This is a genomic window from Wolbachia endosymbiont of Bemisia tabaci (assembly GCF_003999585.1).
Lineage (GTDB): Bacteria > Pseudomonadota > Alphaproteobacteria > Rickettsiales > Anaplasmataceae > Wolbachia.
Window position 1 is genome coordinate 86,343 of record NZ_CP016430.1, and the last position, 21,253, is coordinate 107,595.

Here is a 21,253-nt window from a genome sequence, read left to right on the forward strand (position 1 = left end):
AATGGTAACGTATGGGGTTATATATGATAGTAGCTAAGAATCATAATCCTATCATTATGAGCTTTTGCTAAAGATTAAAGGAAAAGGGTAAGCATAATATGGCCATCTTTGGTGCTGCAATGCGTAAGCTACTCCATATCATTTTCGGTATTCTGACATCCAAAAGTGCTTTTGATCCTAACCATATCAAAAACTACAGGGCTAGGAGGTTGACTGAAGGTTTAGTACTTTAAAATCAAAAATGCTTCTTACTTATCAACATATCCACTAACTATAATGTGTGTACTGTTACACAATTGGAAGTACTTTTTGATTTTATGATGCAACTTGGGAAATTTTATAATTTTTTTGTTGACTAACAAGACGGTATCTTCTCCTCTAAGCAATCAAAACCTCCACCTATTACATGCAATAATGTGACTTTATATCTATACTCTCTTTTTTCTAAGCTAAATAGATGATTTATATCAAATTCTTCCTCCTTCCACCTTTGATATGTATCGCAAGCTTCCGTTGAAACGATAAAAAAGGGTGAAGTTACTGCTATTCACTTTTTGTATCGTTTTTAGCAAAAGCTTCCTCCCAAGTGCCTTGAGTTGCTGCACGGCTATACTCTGTTACTCTATTTTCAAAGAAATTTGTATGTTCTACGCCATTTAGTATTTCATCAAGCCACGGAATAGGGTTATCTTTAACATTATATATAGATTTAAGACCTAATTGCGTTAACCTTCTGTTTGCTATGTAACGTATATAATTGCGCACTTCCTCTGCAGATAGCCCTTCAACATCTCCTAAATCAAAAGCAAGACTTATAAATTCATCTTCAAGTTCAACAATGGTGCGACATGCAGAATATAATTCTTCTTTGAACTCGTCATTCCAAATTTCATTATTCTCTTTAATAAACGTATTGAACAAATTGATAATTGAATTGGTGTGCAAGGTTTCGTCACGTGCTGACCAGGCAATTATTTGTCCCATGCCTTTCATTTTTCCAAAACGTTGGAAATTGAGCAAAATTGCAAATGATGCAAATAACTGCAATCCTTCAGTAAAGGCACCAAATACTGCTAAAGTTTTAGCAACATGTTTTTTATCGTGCTTTTTACTTTCCTCAAATTCTAACATGTATTCATACTTCTTTCTCATAGCATCATATTTTAAGAATGCTTGATATTCACTTTCTGGCATGCCAATCGTATCTAGAAGGTATGAATAGGCTGCAATGTGTATAGTCTCCATATTGGAAAAGCTTGCAAGCATCATACATATTTCTGTTGGCTTAAATATATTTGAATAATGCCTCATATAGCAGTTATTTACTTCAATATCTGCTTGAGTAAAAAACCTAAAAATCTGGGTCAATAAATTTTTCTCTACATTCGAAAGTTTAGTTTTCCAATCTTTCACATCATCAGCAAGCGGAACTTCTTCAGGTATCCAGTGTATCCTTTGTTGCTGCAACCATGCATCATATGCCCAAGGATAATTAAAAGGCTTGTATATTGGATCTGCTTCTAGCAATGACATAAGGTACCTAATTATTTTGAAGTAAATATTATATTAAATGATATTGAGAATCAGTCAATTTAACTTTTTTGAAATTTGACAACAGATAGTTTATCAGTGTATTATGATTTCAAATAATTAATTGACAAAATGCGGGTATTAACATTTTCTGTTTTGCTGTTTTCAGTAGGCTGCATGCACACTATCTATAATCACGGAGTTCCTGGCATTAATGTTGAACTGTGGAGCAAAATAAAAGTAGGTGATGATAGAGAAAAAGTGGTTCATACTTTAGGATCGCCAACATTAGTATCAAAGTTCGACGAAAATGTTTGGTACTATGTCTCATATAAAATTAAACAAGCTAACTTCTTGGGAAAAAGGAAGTACAGTAGTAAGTCTCTGCAAATTTCGTTTAATCAGAATGACGAAGTTACAGATATAAGAGAAATCAACGTTGCAGAAAGGTCTTTAGCTGTTGTTGATTGAAAATTTGCTGATTTATTTTTCATCACAAGTAACTAATTTAGGTAACGTAAATTCACCTATTTAGAATAAAATCTAACGTGACTTCGCGCCAAATGTGATGATGCTCAGCAGGTAAGCCAATTAACGGGCTACATTTATACACTGCACGCATTGCATTATCTGCTGCTGATCTAAAAAGAGGATTATTTTGATAAGAACTACTATCTGCTACGTTGGCTACAACGATCTCGCCTTTACTGGATAATAATAAGTTAATTTTTATACTAAAATTTTCTTTATAAACTATGCCCTCAGGAATGCTCCAACACTCTGTCAGTTTATCCCTTATAGAATTAATAATTTCTGTTACAGCCAATTCATCATCTTTGTTCTCAACATTTTTCTTATCTCTTATTTCATTTTTCACCTCTTTGATGTCTTCTCTTAGTTTTCTTTCTACACCCTTTTTTCTTTTGGGAATTGGAATACCCTCATCAATTTCCTGTATTTCAATAATTTGCCTCGGTTGTACTAACTCAACTAATTCTTTTTTTCTTTGTGGTATAGGAATAACTGACGAATCATCCGTTTGGGCTTTCATTGAAAAAAACAAAAAACAACATAGAGACAAAAGAAGAATATAATTAAAATAGAGAGGGCGCATATGTTAAGCAGCTTGTTTTACTGGTTTAAAGCTAATATTGCACATAAAGTCAATATATTTCAGTTGACTTAAACTCAAATTTGCTACACTAATTTTATTATCTCTATAATATCATATGGCCAATATACTCTAAATGAGATGGAAAGATGAAGGTGTTATTATAGCTGTTAAAAAATATGGTGACAAAAATTTAATTCTTTCTCTATTTACAAAAAATCATGGAAAGTGCAGAGGATTAACTAGGTTAACAAACAATAGCAATTATAAGTTTCAAATAAGTAATCTATTACATGTAGAATGGAGTGCTAAGCTACCTGAAAATCTAGGTTTTTTAAAGTGCGAATTGATTGAATCTTCATTTCATCATTTCTTTCAAGATAGGTTAAAAAGCATTGCTATTGCTTCTTTCTCGTCTATATTAGAAAAAGTGCTTCCAGAAAGTGAATCCTACATCAAGTTGTATGATAATTTTAGACACTTCATCGATGTAATAAAACATAATGGCCAGTTTTGGCAAAGTCATTACCTTAACTTAGAGCTTCTGCTTCTTACGCAACTTGGATTTAAGTTAGACCTATCAAAATGTGCTGTAACAGGTGTGAAAGAAAATCTACAATTTATTTCTCCAAAAACTGGTAGAGCAGTGTCAAAAAAAGTAGGTGACTGTTATGCAGATAAATTACTACCTTTTCCACAGATGTTGCATGATGTATACAATAACAACCTACAAAATAGCTACTCATATCAAGAATTCAGACTAGGGTTAAAAATTACAGGGTATTTTTTAAATAAATATCTATTTCTGCAGTTAAATGCGAAATTTCTCCGGAGTTGAGAAATTTTATGCTATCATTTGAATCTTAGTTACTACTTATTTGAAAGAAAAATTCCGCCCAGTAACCACTCTATTTCTACCACTGTTTTTTGCTTTATATAAATATTTGTCAGCACGTACTATAAATTTTTTAACATCATCAAGGTCAGATCTTTGCATTGCTGAAATTCCAATGCTCACAGTTACATTATGGGTTGTATTTTTACCCACAAGTATAAAAGGTTCTTTGGCAATAATTTTCCTTATTCTCTCTGCAATAGTATACGCATCTGATGCATTGGTATCTGGCATTACAACAACAAATTCCTCACCACCAAACCTAGCTAATAAATCTGTCACTCTGATATTTTCAGAAATTCTTTTCTGTATTTCCTTTAAAAGTTCATCTCCAGCATTATGCCCAAAGTTATCATTCACCATCTTAAAATAATCTATATCAAGTATCATAAGAGATAAACTTCTATCTTTTTCCACAGAATCCTTAACAATATTTCTTAAGTGTGCATCAAAATATCTTCTATTATAACAGTTAGTTAATGGATCCTTTATAGACATTTCTAAATTATTAAATAAATTCATTCTCAAGGCATCTTGATACCTTTTGCGTTTCACTTGCAAATTAACCCTAGCTATTAATTCACTCTCATCTAAAGGTACTGTTAAATAATCATTAGCACCTACATCAAGTGCCTTTACTAAATTGCTTTTATCATAATCTTCAGAAAGGATCAGAATTGGTGTATAACGTGTTTCTACTTTACTACGAAACTTAGAACACAACCGTAGGCCGTCAGTTTTTGAAAACTGCATGTCAGAAATAATCAGGTCGTAATTATCCTTAATACCAACCTTTAATGCTTCTTTTGGATCGTGCAGTATTTTAATTGATCTGAAGCGTTGCTTTAGAACATTGTGTATCTGCTCTGCTTGAAAGGTGTCCTCATCTACAACAAGTATGTTAGCATCAAAAATCTGATTAGAATAATCCATAATACTGCTTTCTGCTACTCCACCAATCTCAGCATTAGTTTCTCCTCTCAAGCACAACTCATCTATTATCATCTTTAAGCGCACAAGAGACTTAATTCTTGCAGATAAAGCAGTTTCATCTATCGGCTTAGTTAGAAAGTCATCCGCACCAGCATTAATTCCTTCCACTCTATCATGAGTATCATGCAGCGCAGTTACCATAATTATTGGAATATAAGTCGTTAAGGGATCATTCTTTAGCTTCTTACAAACCTCAAAACCACTCATTTTTGGCATCATGACATCAAGTAAGATAATATCTGGCTGCTGTTCCGCTACTAAATCTATCGCCTCCTCGCCATCATAAGCTACAATAACTGTATAGTACTCTGCTTTTAGCTGAGCCTCCAAAAGCTTAACATTAGATGGTACATCATCTACTACTAGGATCTTTGCTGTCATTTTTTGTATTATCTACATCATAGGTAGGATAAAGTTTACCATCTTTACCAACTATATAATTGACTTTTTCAACGTCACACTCACTATATAAGTCTTCAATTCCTGCATCTTTCATTAAACTCCTGAACCTTGATTTTATAACCATAAAATACCTGTATACATTCTTAATAAGACTAAGTAACACAGGTACTTTACTCTTATCAAGAACAATTATACTCACTAAAGCTACAACTAAAACTTCTGACAGACCTATATTAAACATTTTTCCTATGAAGCAAGTACTTTAACTCTCCTGATTATGAGTATTAATTTACTTAAATCAAGTTTAGAAGCAACCATCTCATCTAAAAAGCTATTGTAGCGCTCTATATAATCCTTATCATTAATAGCCCAAGTTTGAACCTTGTCTACATGATTATCAGTAGCTTTTATAACTTTAACAGCTAGCTTATGTTGATAATTGCTTAAATCATCTAATAAATCATTAATTAAGCTGCGATCCCAATAGGAAGAATGGCTTTTCATCTTGCCAGCAACTGTTCTAATCATATCAAATCTTAGCAGCGACTTTAATTCAAAGTATATTCTACCAGCCTCAAGGATGGACAAAGATGTCTGCTCAGCAACAGATATAACGTCCAGCGCATAAATAAGAATACGTAGATCAGCAACCCTTTTTGCTAGATCTTTATTTATGTTAAGCTCTAACAAAGAAGCTAATCCATGATTATAGACCTCTAATAGGTGCTCATCTAAAATATCATGGCCTAAAGTTTCAATTGCACCCCTAAATTTTATAACACCATCTAGTTCTACAAGATTAAGCTTACCAAGATTTTTTACTAACCAAAATGATACCCTACCAATAAATTTTTGCACACTTCTCACTACTTGCAAATATGAATCAACATCAATTTTTCCATCCAATTCATCAATTTTCTGCCAAAGGCTACTTAAATTATATAGGTGATTAACAACGATATATATGTTAACTGCTTCATGTACTTTAATTCCAGTACTCTCAACCAAATTATTAATAAATATACAGCCCATCCTATTTACTACATCGTTTGTAATGCAAGTAGAAATAATTTCCCTACAAAGTTGGTGTTTCAATATGGAATCCTTGAACTCTGTTACCATCCTTTGTGGAAAGTAATTTAGTAAGTAATCACGGCACAAAAAATCTTTTTCAGGTAGCTCAGAGTGTATAACTTCATTTTTTATTGCTGTTCTTGCATAAGATATCAGAACAGAAAGCTGAGGAGAACAGAAACCTTCTCCATCAGTTAACATTCTTGCTACCTCTTCTTCAGCTGGAAGAAATTCTACATCTCGGTTTAGCAGCCCAAATTTCTCTAAACTGAGTAATAATTTATGGTGCTGCTCCAACTTTTCTTTAGCTTGCAAGCACTCAAGAAGCAATGCTTTTGTTTCAATCCTGTTATGGTTTTCAAGTACCTTAGATGCAACTTCATCTACCATGCTAGCCAGTATTTCATTCCTTTTTTCCAAGGAAATTCCCCCTTCTTTTATAATTGCAACAAAAGCAATCTTGATGTTAACTTCAAGATCAGAACATATTACTCCTGCTGAATTATCAATAAAATCTGCATTGATATACCCACCTATTTTAGCGTATTCTACCCTTCCAAGCTGCGTGCAACCAAGGTTGCCACCCTCTATAAACATAGAAGCTCTAATATCATGACCGTTTACTCTTAATTCATCATTTACTTTATCGCCAACCATGCCATGGCTTTCACTTTTTGCCTTAACAAAGGTGCCAATTCCTCCATTCCATATGAAATCCACTTTTGCCTTGAGCAAATATCGAATCAAATCATTTGGAGATAATGTATCTTCCGTTATATCAAAGCACTTTTTCATTTCTTGAGAAATTTCTACTTGTTTGCTACTACGTTCAAATACCCCGCCACCCTTAGAAATCAAATCTCTATTGTAATCCATCCAAGTGGGAAACGGTAATTCAAAGAGCCGTTTACGTTCCACGAAACTCTTTTCCGCATCAGGATTTGGATCAACAAAAATATGCATATGATTAAATGCTCCAATTAAACTCATATTTCTTGAAAGCAGCATGCCGTTCCCAAATAGATCGCCAGCCATATCTCCAATGCCAATAACAGTTGTATCCTGGTAAATATCCTTATTCATTCTCCAAAAATGGCGTTGTGCTGCAATCCATGCACCTCTTGCTGTAATACCCATCTTTTTGTGGTCATAACCTGCTGATCCACCAGATGCAAATGCATCTTCGAGCCAAAAATTACATTCAGAGGATATTTCGTTTGCATAATCAGAAAATGAAGCAGTGCCTTTATCTGCTGCAACTACCAAATATGGATCATCTTCGTCATACCTAATCACATTTTCTGGTGGAGTTATTTTGCTATCAACTACATTATCAGTAATATCAAGCATTCCTCTGATGAAATTCTTATAGCATTCAACACCTTTCTCCCTGAAAATGTTTTTGTCTTTATAAACTTGCTTTATTACAAACCCACCCTTTGCGCCAACAGGTACAATGACTGCATTTTTTGTCATCTGGGCTTTCATGAGTCCCAAAACTTCAGTGCGAAAATCTTCCGTTCTATCCGACCATCTCAAACCACCACGAGCCAACTTCCCTCCTCTTAGATGTATTCCCTCAAAAAGGTTTGAATAAACATACAATTCACGGTATGGGCGCGGGTCAGGTAAACCATTTATTTTACTTGAATCAAATTTGATAGATAAGTATGGCTTATCATCTTGATAATAACTGGTTCTCAAAATTGCCATTATCAAGTTAAATATCGAACGCAAAACGTAATCATGTGAAACGTTGCTGATCTCTTTTAGTAGTTCTTCAATTTTTTCTATCAAAATGCTAGTAGTTTCTGCCCTATCAATATCTATTTTAGTATCAAATCTTGAATGAAATAATTCTACTAAATACCTTACTACTTTTGGATACTCTGATACTACTTTCTGGATATATTCTGGGTTATAGCTAAATGATGTCTGCTTTAGGTAGGCGCTTAGCGCTCTAATCAGAAGCACTTCCTTCCACTCGAGCCCAGCAATAATGATCAAGCTGTTAAAATAGTCATTTTTTATTTCCTTGCTGAACACTTTTACAAGTGTTACCTCAAACTGCTCTTTTAAAGTAATGTTGTCTATTAATTCATCAACTCTTGACAACACAAAATGATGTATCCATATTCCACCGTTGATTTCTATATAATAACCATTATGAGATAGAATCTTAGCCCCTAAATTCTTAGTAACCTTTAATATCTTTGACAATTCAAGGCCTCCGTTGCTTGGAGTGTAAACCTTCAATTGATAGTTGAGATTGTCACGAGTAAGCCTCAAATCAACTTCACTGACTTTTTTCTTTCTCACTATCTCCAATTTTTTCATATCATAATACGCATCATGAGGTTCAAAATTCTCTTGATAACTTATCGGAAATGCCTTGCAATAGCGGATAAATATATCCTCAACAGTGCTAAAAGTATTATATAAATTGTCTATAAAACGATCTTCCCACTTTTCTGTAATGTTTCTTAACTTGTTTTCGATACGCAAAACTTCATCATCAAAAACGCTAGCGCTTTTGGTTCTTAGTACCACGTGTAATTTCATCAAATCATATTCATTGATAATGTGATTGTTATAAATATCTGAACTTTCTGCATTCGTTTCATCTTTCAATATATCGCGTATCTTAAACATTAGTCTTGCACTAGCATAACGCATTGGTATCAGTACTATGCAGCTAATAAAGCTCCCTATCTTTCTCAAAAATAACTTGACTCTTGGTCTAATTGCAAGAGACATAATCGAAGTGCAAATTTCAAATAACTCGCCTTCATTTGACTGGAACAATTCATCACAAGAGAATGCCTGCAGAATAGAAATCAAAGCTTTATTGTTATGGCCACCAGGCACAAATCCTGCTCTTTTTTCTATTGTTGTGACCTTATCCTTTATTACCGGAATAGTCCGAACATCTTGCACTTTCGCCACAGAAGTAAATAACCCAAAGAAATGCCGTTCCCTACCCTGGTCATTAAATTCTTTTACTCCTATACAATTCATATACGTACGCCGATGAACTATTGAAATTAGGTCTGATCTTAATATGTATAAAGAATTCAAACCTTCAGAAGAAATCAATAAATCCTGATACTCTTTACTTGTTCTCATTAATCCAAGATTTTCCTTAGCGCTTAGAACAAGCTTTCCGTCTTTATTAGCAACGTATTCTTGGTAACCTAGAAATACAAAATTGTTATTCTTCAACCAAGCTAAAAAATCTCTATCTCCAGTGGTCAATGCAGGCTGCCTAAGAGCTTCATCAAGCTTCTTTAGCAGTGGTTGCCAGTCTTTCACAACACAATTAACTGCTTTTAGCGTTTTTCGTAGAGATTCTTTCAATGTATCAACAAAGCTATCACTTATACCTTTAATGATTACATATATTACTGATTCTTTGATTCCATTACTTTCTTCCAAGGGATAAATCTTATCTATTAGGCTATCTTTTCTTTTGACATTAACTATGCTGTTGCTGTAGTAGCATATGGTTAAATCGTGCGACTTAATAGTTGCAATAACCGAGTCAACTAAAAAAGGCATGTCATCATTTGTGATTTTAATTATAGTGAAATCACCTTCTATTCCTGAAATATCATTTACATTATTTACTGCCAATCTACTTTCTTCTTTTTCTTTTTTAAGAATGAAGTTGTATGCATCTTCTGCAATGTATAAAAGAAATTTATCGTTGACTTTTAGGTCACTATTATAAACAAAATTATAAAAGTACTGTATAAACTCTTTAATTTTTTCTTTCTCTTTTTTATTCCCTTGATCAACTAGCTTAAATAAAGACTCAACATTAACATTATGATTTATACACATTTTTCAAAACAAAAATACACAGCAAATCTAGATCTTTTTAACTAAGATTTCGTTACCAGAAGTATACACTATTAGCTCATCTCCTTCTACTATTTCCCCTGATAAAACTAACTTAGCTAGATTATTTTGAATGCATTCTTGTATTACCCTTTTCAGAGGCCGCGCTCCATATTCAGGGTCATATCCAGCTTGTGCTATTAGTTCTTTAGCTTCTTGCGATAAACTAATACTCAGTTTACGCTTAGCAAGCATCTTTTGTAAATAAGAGAATTGAACATCTATAATTTTATCAATGTCATCTTTGGTTAAGCTGTGGAATATAATAATTTCATCCAGTCTATTTAAAAATTCTGGACGAAACGCTGACTTAACTATTTTCATCACCTCATCTTTCACAGATTCGGTAGCTCCTCTTAGCATCATCTCAGCTCCAAGGTTAGAAGTTAAAATTAGTATGGTATTACGGAAATCAATTAATTTGCCATGGCTATCGGTGAGTCTACCTTCATCCAAAATCTGCAGTAGTATATTAAATATATCTGGATTTGCCTTTTCTATCTCATCAAACAAAATTACCTGATATGGTCTTCTCCTCACTGCTTCAGTTAACCTGCCACCTTGTTCATAACCAACATATCCTGGAGGCGCACCAATTAACTTTGAAACAGAGTGTTTTTCCATATACTCTGACATATCAAAGCGTAGAAGTGCTGATTGATCATCAAACAAAAATTCGGCAAGAGATTTTGCTAACTCTGTTTTTCCAACTCCGGTTGGACCTAAGAATAAAAATGAACCAAAAGGTCGATTAGTATCCTGAACACCAGAACGAGAGCGCCTTACTGCATTACTTATCGCTTCAATTGCATCTCTCTGCCCTATTACTCTTTTTCCTATTTCATTTTCCATGTTAAGGAGCTTTTCCTTTTCACTATGCATCATGTTATCAACTGGAATGCCTGTCCATTTTGAAACAATATTTGCAATATCACTCTCAGTAACTTCTTTCTTTAGGAAACTATCAGTAACTTTTTCCTGATTTTTTAACTCATCTTCAAGTTGAGGAATCACACCATACATCAACTCCCCTGCCCTTCCTAAATTTCCATTACGCTGAGCCAATTCTAGATCTTTCCTCGCGTTATCCAATTTTTCAGCAGTTTCTTGTATTTTAGCTATTTTATTCTTTTCCATCTGCCATTTACTGCTTAAGTCAGCAAATTTACTGTTTAGACTCTCAATTTCCTCATTTATCTTTTTTAAACGTTGCTTAGAGTTTTCATCACTTTCTTTTTTCAAAGCCTCTGACTCAATTTTCAGCTGTATAATCTTTCTTTCAAGCTCATCAACAACCTCAGGCTTGCTGTCCATTTCAATTCTAACCCTACTTGCTGCTTCATCAATTAAATCGATCGCTTTATCAGGTAAAAACCTATCTGTTATATATCTATTAGAAAGCGTTGCAGCAGCGATTATTGCACCATCTGTGATTCTAATACCATGGTGCACCTCATACCTCTCCTTCAAACCCCTCAGTATTGAAATAGTATCAGTCTCAGTCGGTTGAGAAATAAACACAGGCTGAAAACGCCTTGCAAGCGCAGGGTCTTTCTCTATATGTTGACGATACTCATCCAAAGTTGTAGCCCCTATACAGCGAATTTCTCCACGCGCAAGAGCAGGCTTGAGCAAATTTGAAGCATCCATTGCACCACTTGTCGCTCCTGCCCCCACTAAAGTATGAAGCTCATCTATAAACAAAATAACTTTTCCCTCTGCTTTTGAAATCTCATTAATCACTGCTTTTATTCTCTCTTCAAACTCCCCTCTAAATTTTGTTCCAGCAATTAATGCACCAAGATCCAAAGCTAAAACTTTTGCATCACGCAAACCAAGTGGTACATCATTTGCAACAATTCTGTTTGCTAAACCTTCAACTATTGCAGTTTTTCCAACACCAGGTTCACCTATCAGTACTGGATTATTTTTTGTTGTTCGCCTTAGCGATACCTGCATAGTTCTTCTGATCTCCTCATCACGACCAATTACAGGGTCAAGCTTACCTTGCATAGCAAGCTCTGTAATATCTTTTGTATATCTCTTTGCCGCATTTAATTTTTCCTCGCTATTTGGAGAGTCTGCACTACCACCTTTTCTCATTTCTGCAATAACTGAATTTAATTTTTGCGGTGTAACACCATTTTCCGCTAGAATCTTACCTACAGTATCATCTTTTTGTGCAGCAAGGCCCTGCAGTAACCGCTCAACAGTAACAAATGTATCTTTATTCCTCCTCGCAATACCGATTGAATCCTCAAAAACTTTTGCTACCTCTCTTGAAAGCTGAAGGCCACCACTCCCTGGCCCTTCAACTACTGGGAATTTTTTAATTGCATTATTCACAGTATCAGAAATATTCTTTACATTCCCATCGCAAGAGCCTATCAGATCGTGAACAAAACCTGATTCATCTTCAAGCATTACTTTAAGTAAATGTTCAGGCATAAAAATCTGATGCCCAGCTCCCAATGCTTTCATTTGAGCACTTTGAATTAGGCCTTTTCCTTTTTCGGTAAATTTATTCAAGTCCATAATATAAATTCAACTCATACTTGCTGATATATATAGCAACCACTTCCTCAATTTTAAACCTAAAGTCATTTATCAATAAAAATTTTCTAAGTTCATATAAAACAAGAAAAAGCAGATTCTCTACAAAAAATAAAATTTATATTAAAATATTAATTTACTTTAAAACTAAATTAATGTTAAGATATAAAGCATATAGCTTAATTTTTTTTTATAAAAAAATGAATATCAATGATTTTAACATAAAGAACTTAATAACAATTTCTATAGTACAAGAAATAAAGAATGGCGTCAGGCTTGTTCCAGACGTAATAAAACCTGGAATACAGGGTATATTTTACGCTGCAGGAGGAGTATTGTTTACATACGCTTATGGTTTTTTTGCACAACAAAAAAGTTATCAAGATGGTTATATGGAGGGCTATAAAAAAGGCTACAGTGAAGGCTTTAACACAGGTTATAACGAGAGCTTTAATCAAATTACCTTAATTGCTGGAGCTGCTTGTGTTGGAGCTGCTGTTGGAACTGCAGCTATTATGTATTATACTCAATGCAGACAACAAAATACTCAAATTGATAATGCTCAAACAAATCAGGTAACTTCTAATAACTTAGCTTTAGTTGAGTAAGATCAAGCTAAAAATCAATTGCATAAACATTATCCGAGAAAAAAGTTCAGTGTGTAATCAGAAAAAAATCGGATAATAGAGAAGGAAATTGTATAGATCGATCTTTTTGCGAATCTACGCTTCTGTTTTCTTCAACTAATGTAGTTTATTAATAAAAAAAGATTGCCATATTTTATTATCCATGCTAGAATAAACAATAATTTTAGTGAGGTATGTAATGAAACATATGTTTAATAAGGCTAACGCGCCTTATATTATCAGTAGTACTTTAGCTACAGCAACTCTTTTAGCATCAGGAGTGTTTGCTGCAGCTCCTTATGTTGGTTTCTTAGCTCCAGCTGCAGCATTAAGTGTTGGCCTTCCATTTATTATTGGCGGTGCTGTATTTTCTGCTATAGTCATTGCACTTTCGGCTGTATTAGTTAATAAAAACAAAATTATTTTTGAGAAAGATACTCAATTGACTAATCAAGCAAAAGAGATAGAAGGTAAAAATAGGGATATTTTTGAAAAGAGCAAAGAGCTAAAAGTTACTTCTTCTTATTTAGATGCTCAAAATGCCAAAGGAAAAGCTGAAATGCAAAAACAATTAGATAAAAAGTAGAATACATTATTCATTCTGATGAAGATGCTGAGAGAGTGCATAAAGAGCGTAAAGAAAAAAAATCGAGAAGAGGTTTTAGATTATGAAGCTCTTAGCAATTTATTTAGAGAAGAAGGTAATCAACCAAAAATGAATGCTGTAGCAGAAAAAGAGAAGCTTAACAGTGTAAAAAGTTCTATGCAATCATCAAATAATCCAATCCCTGCAGCAAAAATGTCATTATTATTAGGGCTAGGAACGTTAGCATCAACAATGTTTATTAATAAGTTTGATCCTATTCATAACAGTCTAGTGCAATCTGACAATAGTATGGTTAATTATACCTCAAGCTTACCATTTACTTGTTCCGCTGATCAACAAGCTATGCAAAGTAAGATCGATGAGGCGACCAAGATATTATATGATGCTAACAAGCGATATGGAGACCAGTGTTTCACAACTGCAGAGGATAGCACAAATCATAAAGATGTTTCTCAGAGTGTGATGAGCAGAATATTCTCTGTTCTTAGTAACCCATGGGACAGTCTCGTTGGTAGTGCAAAGAAGAATGATAACAGTCCTGAACCTAAATGGTTTAAGGATTTGCATAAATCAGAAGATCTAGAGGAAATTATAGATGGTGGTACTCTTCCTAACCTATTCTATGAGGACAGTAATAATGATTATCAATTTGCTAAACCAAACATAACTCACGCTGAGAGTAGTAAAACTGTTGGATCAAATCAGACAGCTATTACAAAATACAGTGCTGCTGAAAATGCCTTTATGAGTACATGGGGCAGTTTTTTAAGGAATTTAAATCCTTTTGGTTCTCGTGAACACCACGTTACTTCAGCAAAAGGCAGTAATTATCAAATTGCTAAACCGAATGTAACTCATGCTGAGAGTGGTAAAACTATTGAGTCAAATAAAATTATTTCAGAGTCTGGTAGTTTTAATACTGTGTCATCTTTTGCAAAAGTAGACAACGGTATAAACACATCAAAACAGCAAGGTACCTTTGTTGATTCTGTTGAACTAAGCAAGTTAACTACACAACGACCAATTCAGCCTGGTTTACTAAGGGTTCTTTAAATATTCACCCTTAAAAAAATCGGCGTAGGCTTAGGCACTGTAGTGCCTGAGCTTACGTACGCATTGCACAGAAATTTTAAATCGCGTTGTTCTTTTGGAATTTGCAATTGGTCTAGTATCATTCCTGCTGACTTTGGAATAATTGGCTGCAGCAAAATGCCAATCATTCTGATGTATTCAAGTAATTTGTAAATTACTAAATCCATGCGCTCTCTATCGGTTTTACTGAGTGTCCAGGGTGCACTTTTATCTATATAAGTATTAGCCTCAGAAGAGATATTGATAATTAAAAATATAATATGATTAAACTCATACTTTGAGAGATGATTCGTTACTTGATCAAGTATGGCTTTACAATTTGGCAAACTCTCATCATCTTTAAGCAAATTGCGATCGACCACTGGTACAACTCCAAAGCATTGCTTGTGCAGAAATGAAATTGTTCTTTGCACTAAATTGCCTATATTGTTTGCCAGCTCTGAGTTTATGCGGTTGATCATGTTCTTCTTACTGAAATTACCATCTTGACCGAAACTTGCTTCCCGAAGGAGAAAATAGCGTAGTTGATCAACACCAAACTCTTCTGCAAGATCAATTGGATCTATAACGTTACCAAGAGATTTGGATATTTTTTCCCCCTCGTTTAGCCACCAACCATGAACTGCAATTTGTTTTGGCAGTGGTAAATCTGCTGCAAGAAGAATAGCTGGCCAGTATACAGCGTGAAAACGCAGTATGTCTTTACCGATCACATGAACGTTGAAGGAGTTTGTCCAAAACTTCTTATATTCCTCATCTTCTATATTAGGAAAGCCTATTGACGTGAGATAGTTAGTGAGCGCATCTATCCAAACATAAATTACGTGCTTGTCATTCCCTGGTACTTTTATTCCCCAATTAAAACTAGTACGAGAAATCGAAAGGTCAGTCAGTCCTGATTTTACAAACGATACCACCTCGTTTTTTCTGCTCTCAGGAAAGATGAAATTCGGCTGATTTTCATATAACTCTAGCAATTTGTTTTGCCAAATTGATCAATTCAATCTCAGCAAATGACATTTGATCAGCATCACGAATAACTGGTACAACAAGACCTTTGTCAGTGCCAACAGCAACACCTATGTCATAGTAATTTTTATATACAATTTCATCACCTGAAATCTCAGCGTTAATCTCACGAATTTCTTTCAGCGCTTGCACTGCTGCCTTTATAAAAAACGACATGAAACCAAGTTTTATTCCATATTTCTTTTCAAAAGTTTCTTTATACCTTGCCCTCAGATCCATGACGTTTTTCATGTCAATTTCATTGAACGTGGTCAGTATTGCAGCAGTATTTTGCGATGCTTTCAAACGAGCAGCAATGACTTGCCTTATTTTGCTCATTTTCACTCGTTCTTCTCTTCTCTCTCCACTTGCTACGCTTTTTGGCGATTCATATTGTTTTACCGCAGGTTGTTCAGCCTTACTCATATGGTCTATCACATCTGCTTTGGTTACTCTGCCTCCCATGCCAGTTCCTTTTACACTTTCTGCACTTATTGCATTTTCTTCCATAATTTTACGAGCTGAAGGGGCGTCTTTTTTAGCAGCGCTTTCGCCCTTATTTTCTTCTTTCATTTCTTCTTTTATTTCTCCTACAGCAAGTTTTGCCAGTAACTGATCAGGGCTAATTACATCATCTTCTTTCACAAAAAATTCGGTTATTTGTCCTGAAGCTTCTGCAGTTAATTCGAGTGCTGTTTTGTCAGTCTCAATTTCAAAGATCAAGTCATCTACTTTTACTGCTTCGCCAATATTTTTCTTTATTTTTATTATACCTTCCGTAACTGATTCACCACCAAGAGTTTTTGGCGCTCTTATTTCTATAATTTTGCTCATAAAATAACTTCTATATAAAACTTTCTATAAATTTATACATGAAAAGAGACATGTAATAAACTAATAAATTCATTAGGCCTTTTGTCATAATGCTTGATTATTTCTTTTTATATGTTTAAAATTAAAATACTAAGTAAATTGAAATAAGATTATGGATTTTGATAAAGCAGACAATGCAGAGGATTTAGAAGATAATGAAAAACTTCAACTAATATGTAAGGCTTACAACAGAGAATTACTATCAAATCAAAGAGTTGTTGATGGCATCAATTCAATGGATTACAGTAAACTTAAAATCTTATGCAAGTATAACAATAAGTTTAGTTACAAAGGTATTGAAGAATTACTATCAAATAAAGAAACTGTTGATAACATCAACAATTAAGATGATGAAATGTTTAGGTCCATGCTAAAAGATGCACCTTCGAGGGAAAAGATTCTAGAAATACTAAAAGGTGGGGAGGTTTGCAATATCAACAATGAATTCGAAAGTAGTGATAGTGAGGAGAATGAAGAAGATTATGGATATTATGATAATTTTGATTACGAGGAAGATGAAAAAAATGATCCGAATAACTTTGCTAAAGAAGCACTAGGAAATAAAGGAACTGTTGACGATGGTCAGTTTTATATTAATGAAGAAATACTTAAATGCATATTTGAAAGTGGTAAGCTTAGTGATGAAGATGTTACAAAGTTATTAAAAAATAAGGAAATTCTTGAACGCATCAATTCGGTTGCTCCTGCAAGATTTCAACTCATACTTAATAATATTAAGTTTAATGGTACCAGTATTATAGGATTACTAGAAAATAAAAATACTGCTAGTAACATCAATCTTATTGATAAAGAAAAGTTGGAATATATAATTGAGAGTGATAAATTTAGTAATAAAGGTATTATAAAATTACTAGAAAATCAGGAAGTTGTTGAATGCATCAGTTTGATTGCTCCTAAAAAATCTAAAATCATACTTGATAGTCGTAAGTTTAATGATGCCAGTATTATTGTAGAATTACTAAAAAATCAAAACACTCTTGAGAATATCAAACTGTATTAGTGAAGAACTACTTAAATACATATTTGAGAGTGATGAGTTTACTAGTGAACATATTATAAGAATACTAGAAGATCGAGAATTTATTAACCTTACCAATTCGATTGATTCTGAAAAATCTAAATTCGTATTTAGGCAGTTTTATCATACCATTATTATAGAATTACTAAAAAACCAGGAAGTTGTTGAACGCATCAATTCGATGAATCGTAAAATATTTGACTTGATATTTAAGTATTCTGATCAAGGATATATTATGAATTTACTGAAAGATCAGAGTTTGTTTGATCAAATCAATTCTCTTGATGAGAGTAAAGTTAGTATCATGAAAAGTGATTATTTTTTTACAGATAAAGAGATTGCAGAAATACTAAAGATTTCATTACCTCAACTCCATTCTATTGATGGTAATAGATTAAAAATTATATGCAAAAGCATTAAGTTTGATTCTACAGATGTTAGAGAAATACTAGAAGATCAGAGTCTATTCGTTCGAGTCAATTCTATCGATCTTGAAAAACTTGAACTTATATCTAGTAGTAGTAAGTTTGATTGCTCCATGGTTATGGATTTACTAAAAAGTCAGAATTTTATCGATTCTATTAATACTGAAAAATTTCGACTTCTACTTGATAGTGCAAAATTGAATGACAAAAGGATTATAACACTACTAAAAGATCAAAACGCTGTTAAGGGCATCAATTCTGTTACCACTAAAGAGCTAAAAGCAATAATAGATAATGTTACTGATAAGGCATTTGTCAATATATTTAAAAATTTTAAACCTAGCGTAAAGTCGACTTTGAGGCTTGCTATACTCCTGCGTAAAGCTGGTAAAATTAAAGATATTAATATCGATTATTTGAACAACAAGGAACGTATTTACGAAGATATAATTAAATATGTTCCCCAAGATCTGAGAATATATACTCAATATCCTTCCCCAGAAATTGTCTTAGGCGGTAAAGATCTTCCTCAAGGGCAGAAAATAAATATAAATTCACTTGTACCATTCCCTAAATTTAAAAGATATATTGAATGCGAAGAACCTGTGTCAAAATTATATAATTTATCTCTAGAGCAGGTTATTGAGAATATAAATCCACATAAAAAAGCTAGGTATTCCTAACACCACTAAATTCATTTGTTTATAATAATTTCACTATACCGTAAAACCATCTATAACAGACTGTTTTTGCTATATTTTCTCTCCATTTTTTCTTGGTAAGATCACTAAGCAGCCGATTGAGAAAATTTTATTCATATAATGTAGACTATCAATGATTTTTCAGTAATAATGTAGTTTTTAGAGCGATATAGTGAACTTCTCATACAGAAATATAGAAATTTTAAGCTAACTGATACTGTTAGAACAGGTAAAACCAAATAATAGGTTATCTTGAAATGTTAAATCTAGAATTTCTACCAAAACATCTAGCAATTATTATGGATGGTAATGGCAGGTGGGCAAAAAATCAAGGAAAAGTGAAAATTGATGGTTATAGAAAAGGTAGTGAAGTTGCATTTGATATCGCTAAGCATTGCACAAGCTTGGCTATACCTTACTTAACTTTGTACGCATTTTCTATGGAAAATTGGTTTAGACCTGAAAACGAAACAGATTGTCTATTTGATTTATTTTACTCTGTTTTAACTAATGAAGATAAAATCAATTTCATTCACAATTGTAACATTAAGTTGAATTTTATTGGCAATTTAAGCCTATTGCCTAGTAAAATATTCGATCAAATTAAAAAAGCAGAGGAAGTAACACATAAGAACGATGGCCTGTTACTTACTGTTGCAGTTAGTTATGGAGCAAAGCAGGAAATTATACATGCTATCAACAACATCATAAAAGGAAATATTGATTGCATATTGGAAGAGGAATTTGAAAAATTTCTGTATACTAAAGATTTACCAAAATTGGATTTATTAATTCGCACTGGTGGCGAGAAAAGGTTAAGCAATTTTTTACTATGGCAAGCAGCTTATGCTGAATTGTATTTTTGTGATACTTTGTGGCCTGATTTTTCTTGTCAAGATTTGAGTAAAGCATTAGCAGATTATACAAAGAGAGAGAAAAAATATGGTAGATAATAATTTTATGGTGAGAACACTATCTTCAATAGTAATATTACTGATATTTTCTTTTGCTACATATTTCAGTGATTTATCATTTTATCTACTAATTTTTTCAATTGCGGTTCTATCTTCTTTTGAATGGTATAATCTAACTAAAGGCAATAGTATCTTATACATTTTTGCATTACTACTCATTGCACTACCAAATGCATCGCTGATATACTTATATAATCTACCACAGGGAAAATATGAATTAATATGGCTTATCTTAACCATTTGGAGCATCGATATTACCGCTTACCTATTTGGTAAAAACTTTGGTGGTGCTAAAATTTGCCCAATTATTAGTCCTGGAAAGACTTGGTCAGGGCTTTTAGGTGCAGTTTTAGCTGGAGTATTTTGTACAATTTTTGGCTCAATATTTTTGAGTTTATTTCCAATTTTCTATTCCCCAATAATTGGCGTTACAATTGCTATTCTAGCCCAACTTGGAGACTTTACTGAATCACTCATAAAAAGAGTTTACAATGTTAAAGATAGTGGAGGTATAATACCTGGCCATGGAGGAGTACTTGACCGTATGGACAGTTTCATCTTTACTGCCCCCTTTATTGCTATTTACATAAGCTAAAGAATGAAGTGCTATTAACCTTTGGTCCTTTCCTTTTTATTCACTGCTTTCACCTCAACAAATTGAAATTCTTCGGAGTTCACTATTTCACTCATGGGCTTACTGCAATAAGGACAATACATTTCTCCTTCTTTATGTAAATATACTACTGGATGACCAGAACCATCATCATTCTCATCACCACGGCAGCAAACTATTAGATTATTATCCCTCACTTCTGACATACTGCTCCTTTATTTTATAGTATTTTGTACATCGAGCATAACCGCTTTGAAGTGGAGAAAACAACAAATATTTATTCTCCATTTTTTACCCTATTTAGATTAATCAATTCGCTTTGGACATTTTGTGATACAAAATTGCTAACATCTCCTCCTAATCTCGCTATTTCTTTCACAAAAACTGATGAGATAAATTGAGTATCTTCAGATGCAGGAAGAAATATAGTTTCGATTTCAGGAAGGAGTTTATAGTTTACCCAGCTCATTTGAAATTCATAATCAAAATCTGATACTGCTCTGAGCCCCCTGATAATAACAGAAGCATTTTGCTCTTTGGCAAAATTCATTAATAATCCATTGAAAGATATGACATCTGCGTCAATTCCTAGTCCTTTCACTTCATTTTCAGCCATGCTTGTGCGTAGATTTATGTTGAAACTAGTATGTTTGTTAACATTTTCTGCAACACCAATTACTAACTTATCGACTAGCTTACATGCTCTTTTTATTATGTCAAGGTGCCCCAAAGTTATAGGATCAAATGTACCAGGATAAATTCCTATTTTGTTATTAATGTTCATTTTTTGTTTCTATACTTCAAAAACTTTTGATGGACATGATAACGTTTTTTGTC

Annotated in this window: 17 protein-coding genes and 4 pseudogenes; 11 read left to right on the forward strand and 10 right to left on the reverse strand. The window is 33.4% G+C overall.

All coding sequences use genetic code 11. The annotated features are described in order from the left end of the window. Nucleotides 1–26 precede the first annotated feature (26 nt). Nucleotides 27–233: pseudogene (locus BBB02_RS00435) on the forward strand (IS110 family transposase); the annotation flags it as partial. A 310-nt stretch (nucleotides 234–543) separates the two neighbouring features. On the opposite strand, the gene BBB02_RS00440 reads toward BBB02_RS00435, so the two are convergent. After that, the gene (locus BBB02_RS00440; RefSeq protein ID WP_006013958.1) at nucleotides 544–1,533 is read right to left on the reverse strand and encodes a ribonucleotide-diphosphate reductase subunit beta; all 990 of its coding nucleotides are present in this window, start codon (nucleotides 1,531–1,533) and stop codon (nucleotides 544–546) included. 129 nt (nucleotides 1,534–1,662) lie between these two features. Here BBB02_RS00440 and BBB02_RS00445 point away from each other — a divergent pair, with 129 nt between their 5' ends. After that, complete coding sequence (locus BBB02_RS00445) at nucleotides 1,663–2,001, forward strand: outer membrane protein assembly factor BamE (RefSeq protein WP_026092580.1); 339 nt, start codon at nucleotides 1,663–1,665, stop codon at nucleotides 1,999–2,001. Nucleotides 2,002–2,053: 52 nt separating this feature from the next. Here BBB02_RS00445 and BBB02_RS00450 read toward each other — a convergent pair whose 3' ends face one another. Beyond that, entirely contained in the window at nucleotides 2,054–2,581 is a 528-nt protein-coding gene (locus tag BBB02_RS00450; RefSeq protein WP_063630481.1) for a hypothetical protein, read from the reverse strand. A 196-nt stretch (nucleotides 2,582–2,777) separates the two neighbouring features. Between BBB02_RS00450 and recO the strand changes: the two are divergent. Next, nucleotides 2,778–3,508, forward strand: a pseudogene (gene recO, locus BBB02_RS00455) (DNA repair protein RecO). A gap of 7 nt (nucleotides 3,509–3,515) precedes the next feature. Here the strand turns inward: recO and BBB02_RS00460 are convergent. The 4 genes from BBB02_RS00460 to clpB are packed head-to-tail and all read right to left on the reverse strand — an operon-like array spanning nucleotide 3,516 to nucleotide 12,440. After that, nucleotides 3,516–4,910 carry a PleD family two-component system response regulator gene (locus BBB02_RS00460; RefSeq protein WP_127463600.1) on the reverse strand — a complete coding sequence of 465 codons (1,395 nt, stop codon included), beginning with the start codon at nucleotides 4,908–4,910 and terminating at the stop codon, nucleotides 3,516–3,518. Continuing rightward, complete coding sequence (tatB, locus tag BBB02_RS00465) at nucleotides 4,882–5,172, reverse strand: Sec-independent protein translocase subunit TatB (protein WP_127463601.1); 291 nt, start codon at nucleotides 5,170–5,172, stop codon at nucleotides 4,882–4,884. Before tatB ends, BBB02_RS00460 begins: the two co-directional genes overlap by 29 nt. Nucleotides 5,173–5,177: 5 nt before the next feature. Continuing rightward, nucleotides 5,178–9,848 carry an NAD-glutamate dehydrogenase gene (locus BBB02_RS00470; RefSeq protein ID WP_127463602.1) on the reverse strand — a complete coding sequence of 1,557 codons (4,671 nt, stop codon included), beginning with the start codon at nucleotides 9,846–9,848 and terminating at the stop codon, nucleotides 5,178–5,180. Between the two features lie 27 nt (nucleotides 9,849–9,875). Then, a complete protein-coding gene (gene clpB / locus BBB02_RS00475; protein ID WP_127463603.1) occupies nucleotides 9,876–12,440 on the reverse strand; it encodes an ATP-dependent chaperone ClpB in 2,565 nt (854 codons plus the stop codon). Between the two features lie 218 nt (nucleotides 12,441–12,658). On the opposite strand from clpB, the gene BBB02_RS00480 reads away from it, so the two are divergent. The 3 genes from BBB02_RS00480 to BBB02_RS00490 all read left to right on the forward strand — a co-directional run bounded on the left by BBB02_RS00480 (nucleotide 12,659) and on the right by BBB02_RS00490 (nucleotide 14,744). Then, the gene (locus tag BBB02_RS00480) at nucleotides 12,659–13,066 is read left to right on the forward strand and encodes a hypothetical protein (protein ID WP_127463604.1); all 408 of its coding nucleotides are present in this window, start codon (nucleotides 12,659–12,661) and stop codon (nucleotides 13,064–13,066) included. Nucleotides 13,067–13,283: 217 nt separating this feature from the next. Beyond that, entirely contained in the window at nucleotides 13,284–13,670 is a 387-nt protein-coding gene (locus BBB02_RS00485) for a hypothetical protein (protein WP_127463605.1), read from the forward strand. A gap of 18 nt (nucleotides 13,671–13,688) precedes the next feature. Further along, on the forward strand, nucleotides 13,689–14,744 hold the full coding sequence (locus tag BBB02_RS00490; protein ID WP_127463606.1) for a hypothetical protein: 1,056 nt from the start codon (nucleotides 13,689–13,691) through the stop codon (nucleotides 14,742–14,744). Here BBB02_RS00490 and metG read toward each other — a convergent pair. Both metG and BBB02_RS00500 read right to left on the reverse strand, forming a co-directional pair. Then, a pseudogene (metG, locus tag BBB02_RS00495) lies at nucleotides 14,741–15,778 on the reverse strand (methionine--tRNA ligase); the annotation flags it as partial. The gene BBB02_RS00490 and the pseudogene metG overlap by 4 nt on opposite strands. Further along, nucleotides 15,762–16,625, reverse strand: a pseudogene (locus BBB02_RS00500) (2-oxo acid dehydrogenase subunit E2); the annotation flags it as partial. The pseudogenes BBB02_RS00500 and metG, both read right to left, overlap by 17 nt. Before the next feature lie 151 nt (nucleotides 16,626–16,776). Here BBB02_RS00500 and BBB02_RS00505 point away from each other — a divergent pair. From BBB02_RS00505 to BBB02_RS00525, 5 genes are all read left to right on the forward strand, one after another. Further along, the gene (locus BBB02_RS00505; RefSeq protein ID WP_127463607.1) at nucleotides 16,777–17,010 is read left to right on the forward strand and encodes a hypothetical protein; all 234 of its coding nucleotides are present in this window, start codon (nucleotides 16,777–16,779) and stop codon (nucleotides 17,008–17,010) included. Between the two features lie 21 nt (nucleotides 17,011–17,031). After that, nucleotides 17,032–17,685 (forward strand): hypothetical protein, encoded by a 654-nt coding sequence (locus tag BBB02_RS00510; RefSeq protein WP_127463608.1) that lies wholly within the window; start codon nucleotides 17,032–17,034, stop codon nucleotides 17,683–17,685. Then, nucleotides 17,663–18,811: a hypothetical protein gene (locus tag BBB02_RS00515; RefSeq protein WP_127463609.1), complete on the forward strand. Its 1,149-nt coding sequence runs from the start codon at nucleotides 17,663–17,665 to the stop codon at nucleotides 18,809–18,811. The genes BBB02_RS00510 and BBB02_RS00515 overlap by 23 nt, the downstream gene beginning before the upstream one ends. Nucleotides 18,812–19,086: 275 nt before the next feature. After that, the gene (gene uppS / locus BBB02_RS00520) at nucleotides 19,087–19,782 is read left to right on the forward strand and encodes a polyprenyl diphosphate synthase (RefSeq protein ID WP_127463610.1); all 696 of its coding nucleotides are present in this window, start codon (nucleotides 19,087–19,089) and stop codon (nucleotides 19,780–19,782) included. After that, nucleotides 19,772–20,398, forward strand: coding sequence for a phosphatidate cytidylyltransferase (locus tag BBB02_RS00525; RefSeq protein WP_006013769.1), 627 nt, complete (start codon nucleotides 19,772–19,774; stop codon nucleotides 20,396–20,398). Before uppS ends, BBB02_RS00525 begins: the two co-directional genes overlap by 11 nt. A gap of 14 nt (nucleotides 20,399–20,412) precedes the next feature. Here BBB02_RS00525 and BBB02_RS00530 read toward each other — a convergent pair whose 3' ends face one another. Together BBB02_RS00530 and coaD are read right to left on the reverse strand one after the other, a co-directional pair. Continuing rightward, nucleotides 20,413–20,622: a zinc-finger domain-containing protein gene (locus BBB02_RS00530; protein WP_006013766.1), complete on the reverse strand. Its 210-nt coding sequence runs from the start codon at nucleotides 20,620–20,622 to the stop codon at nucleotides 20,413–20,415. 71 nt (nucleotides 20,623–20,693) lie between these two features. Then, a complete protein-coding gene (coaD, locus tag BBB02_RS00535) occupies nucleotides 20,694–21,200 on the reverse strand; it encodes a pantetheine-phosphate adenylyltransferase (RefSeq protein ID WP_127463611.1) in 507 nt (168 codons plus the stop codon). Between the last annotated feature and the right edge of the window lie 53 nt (nucleotides 21,201–21,253).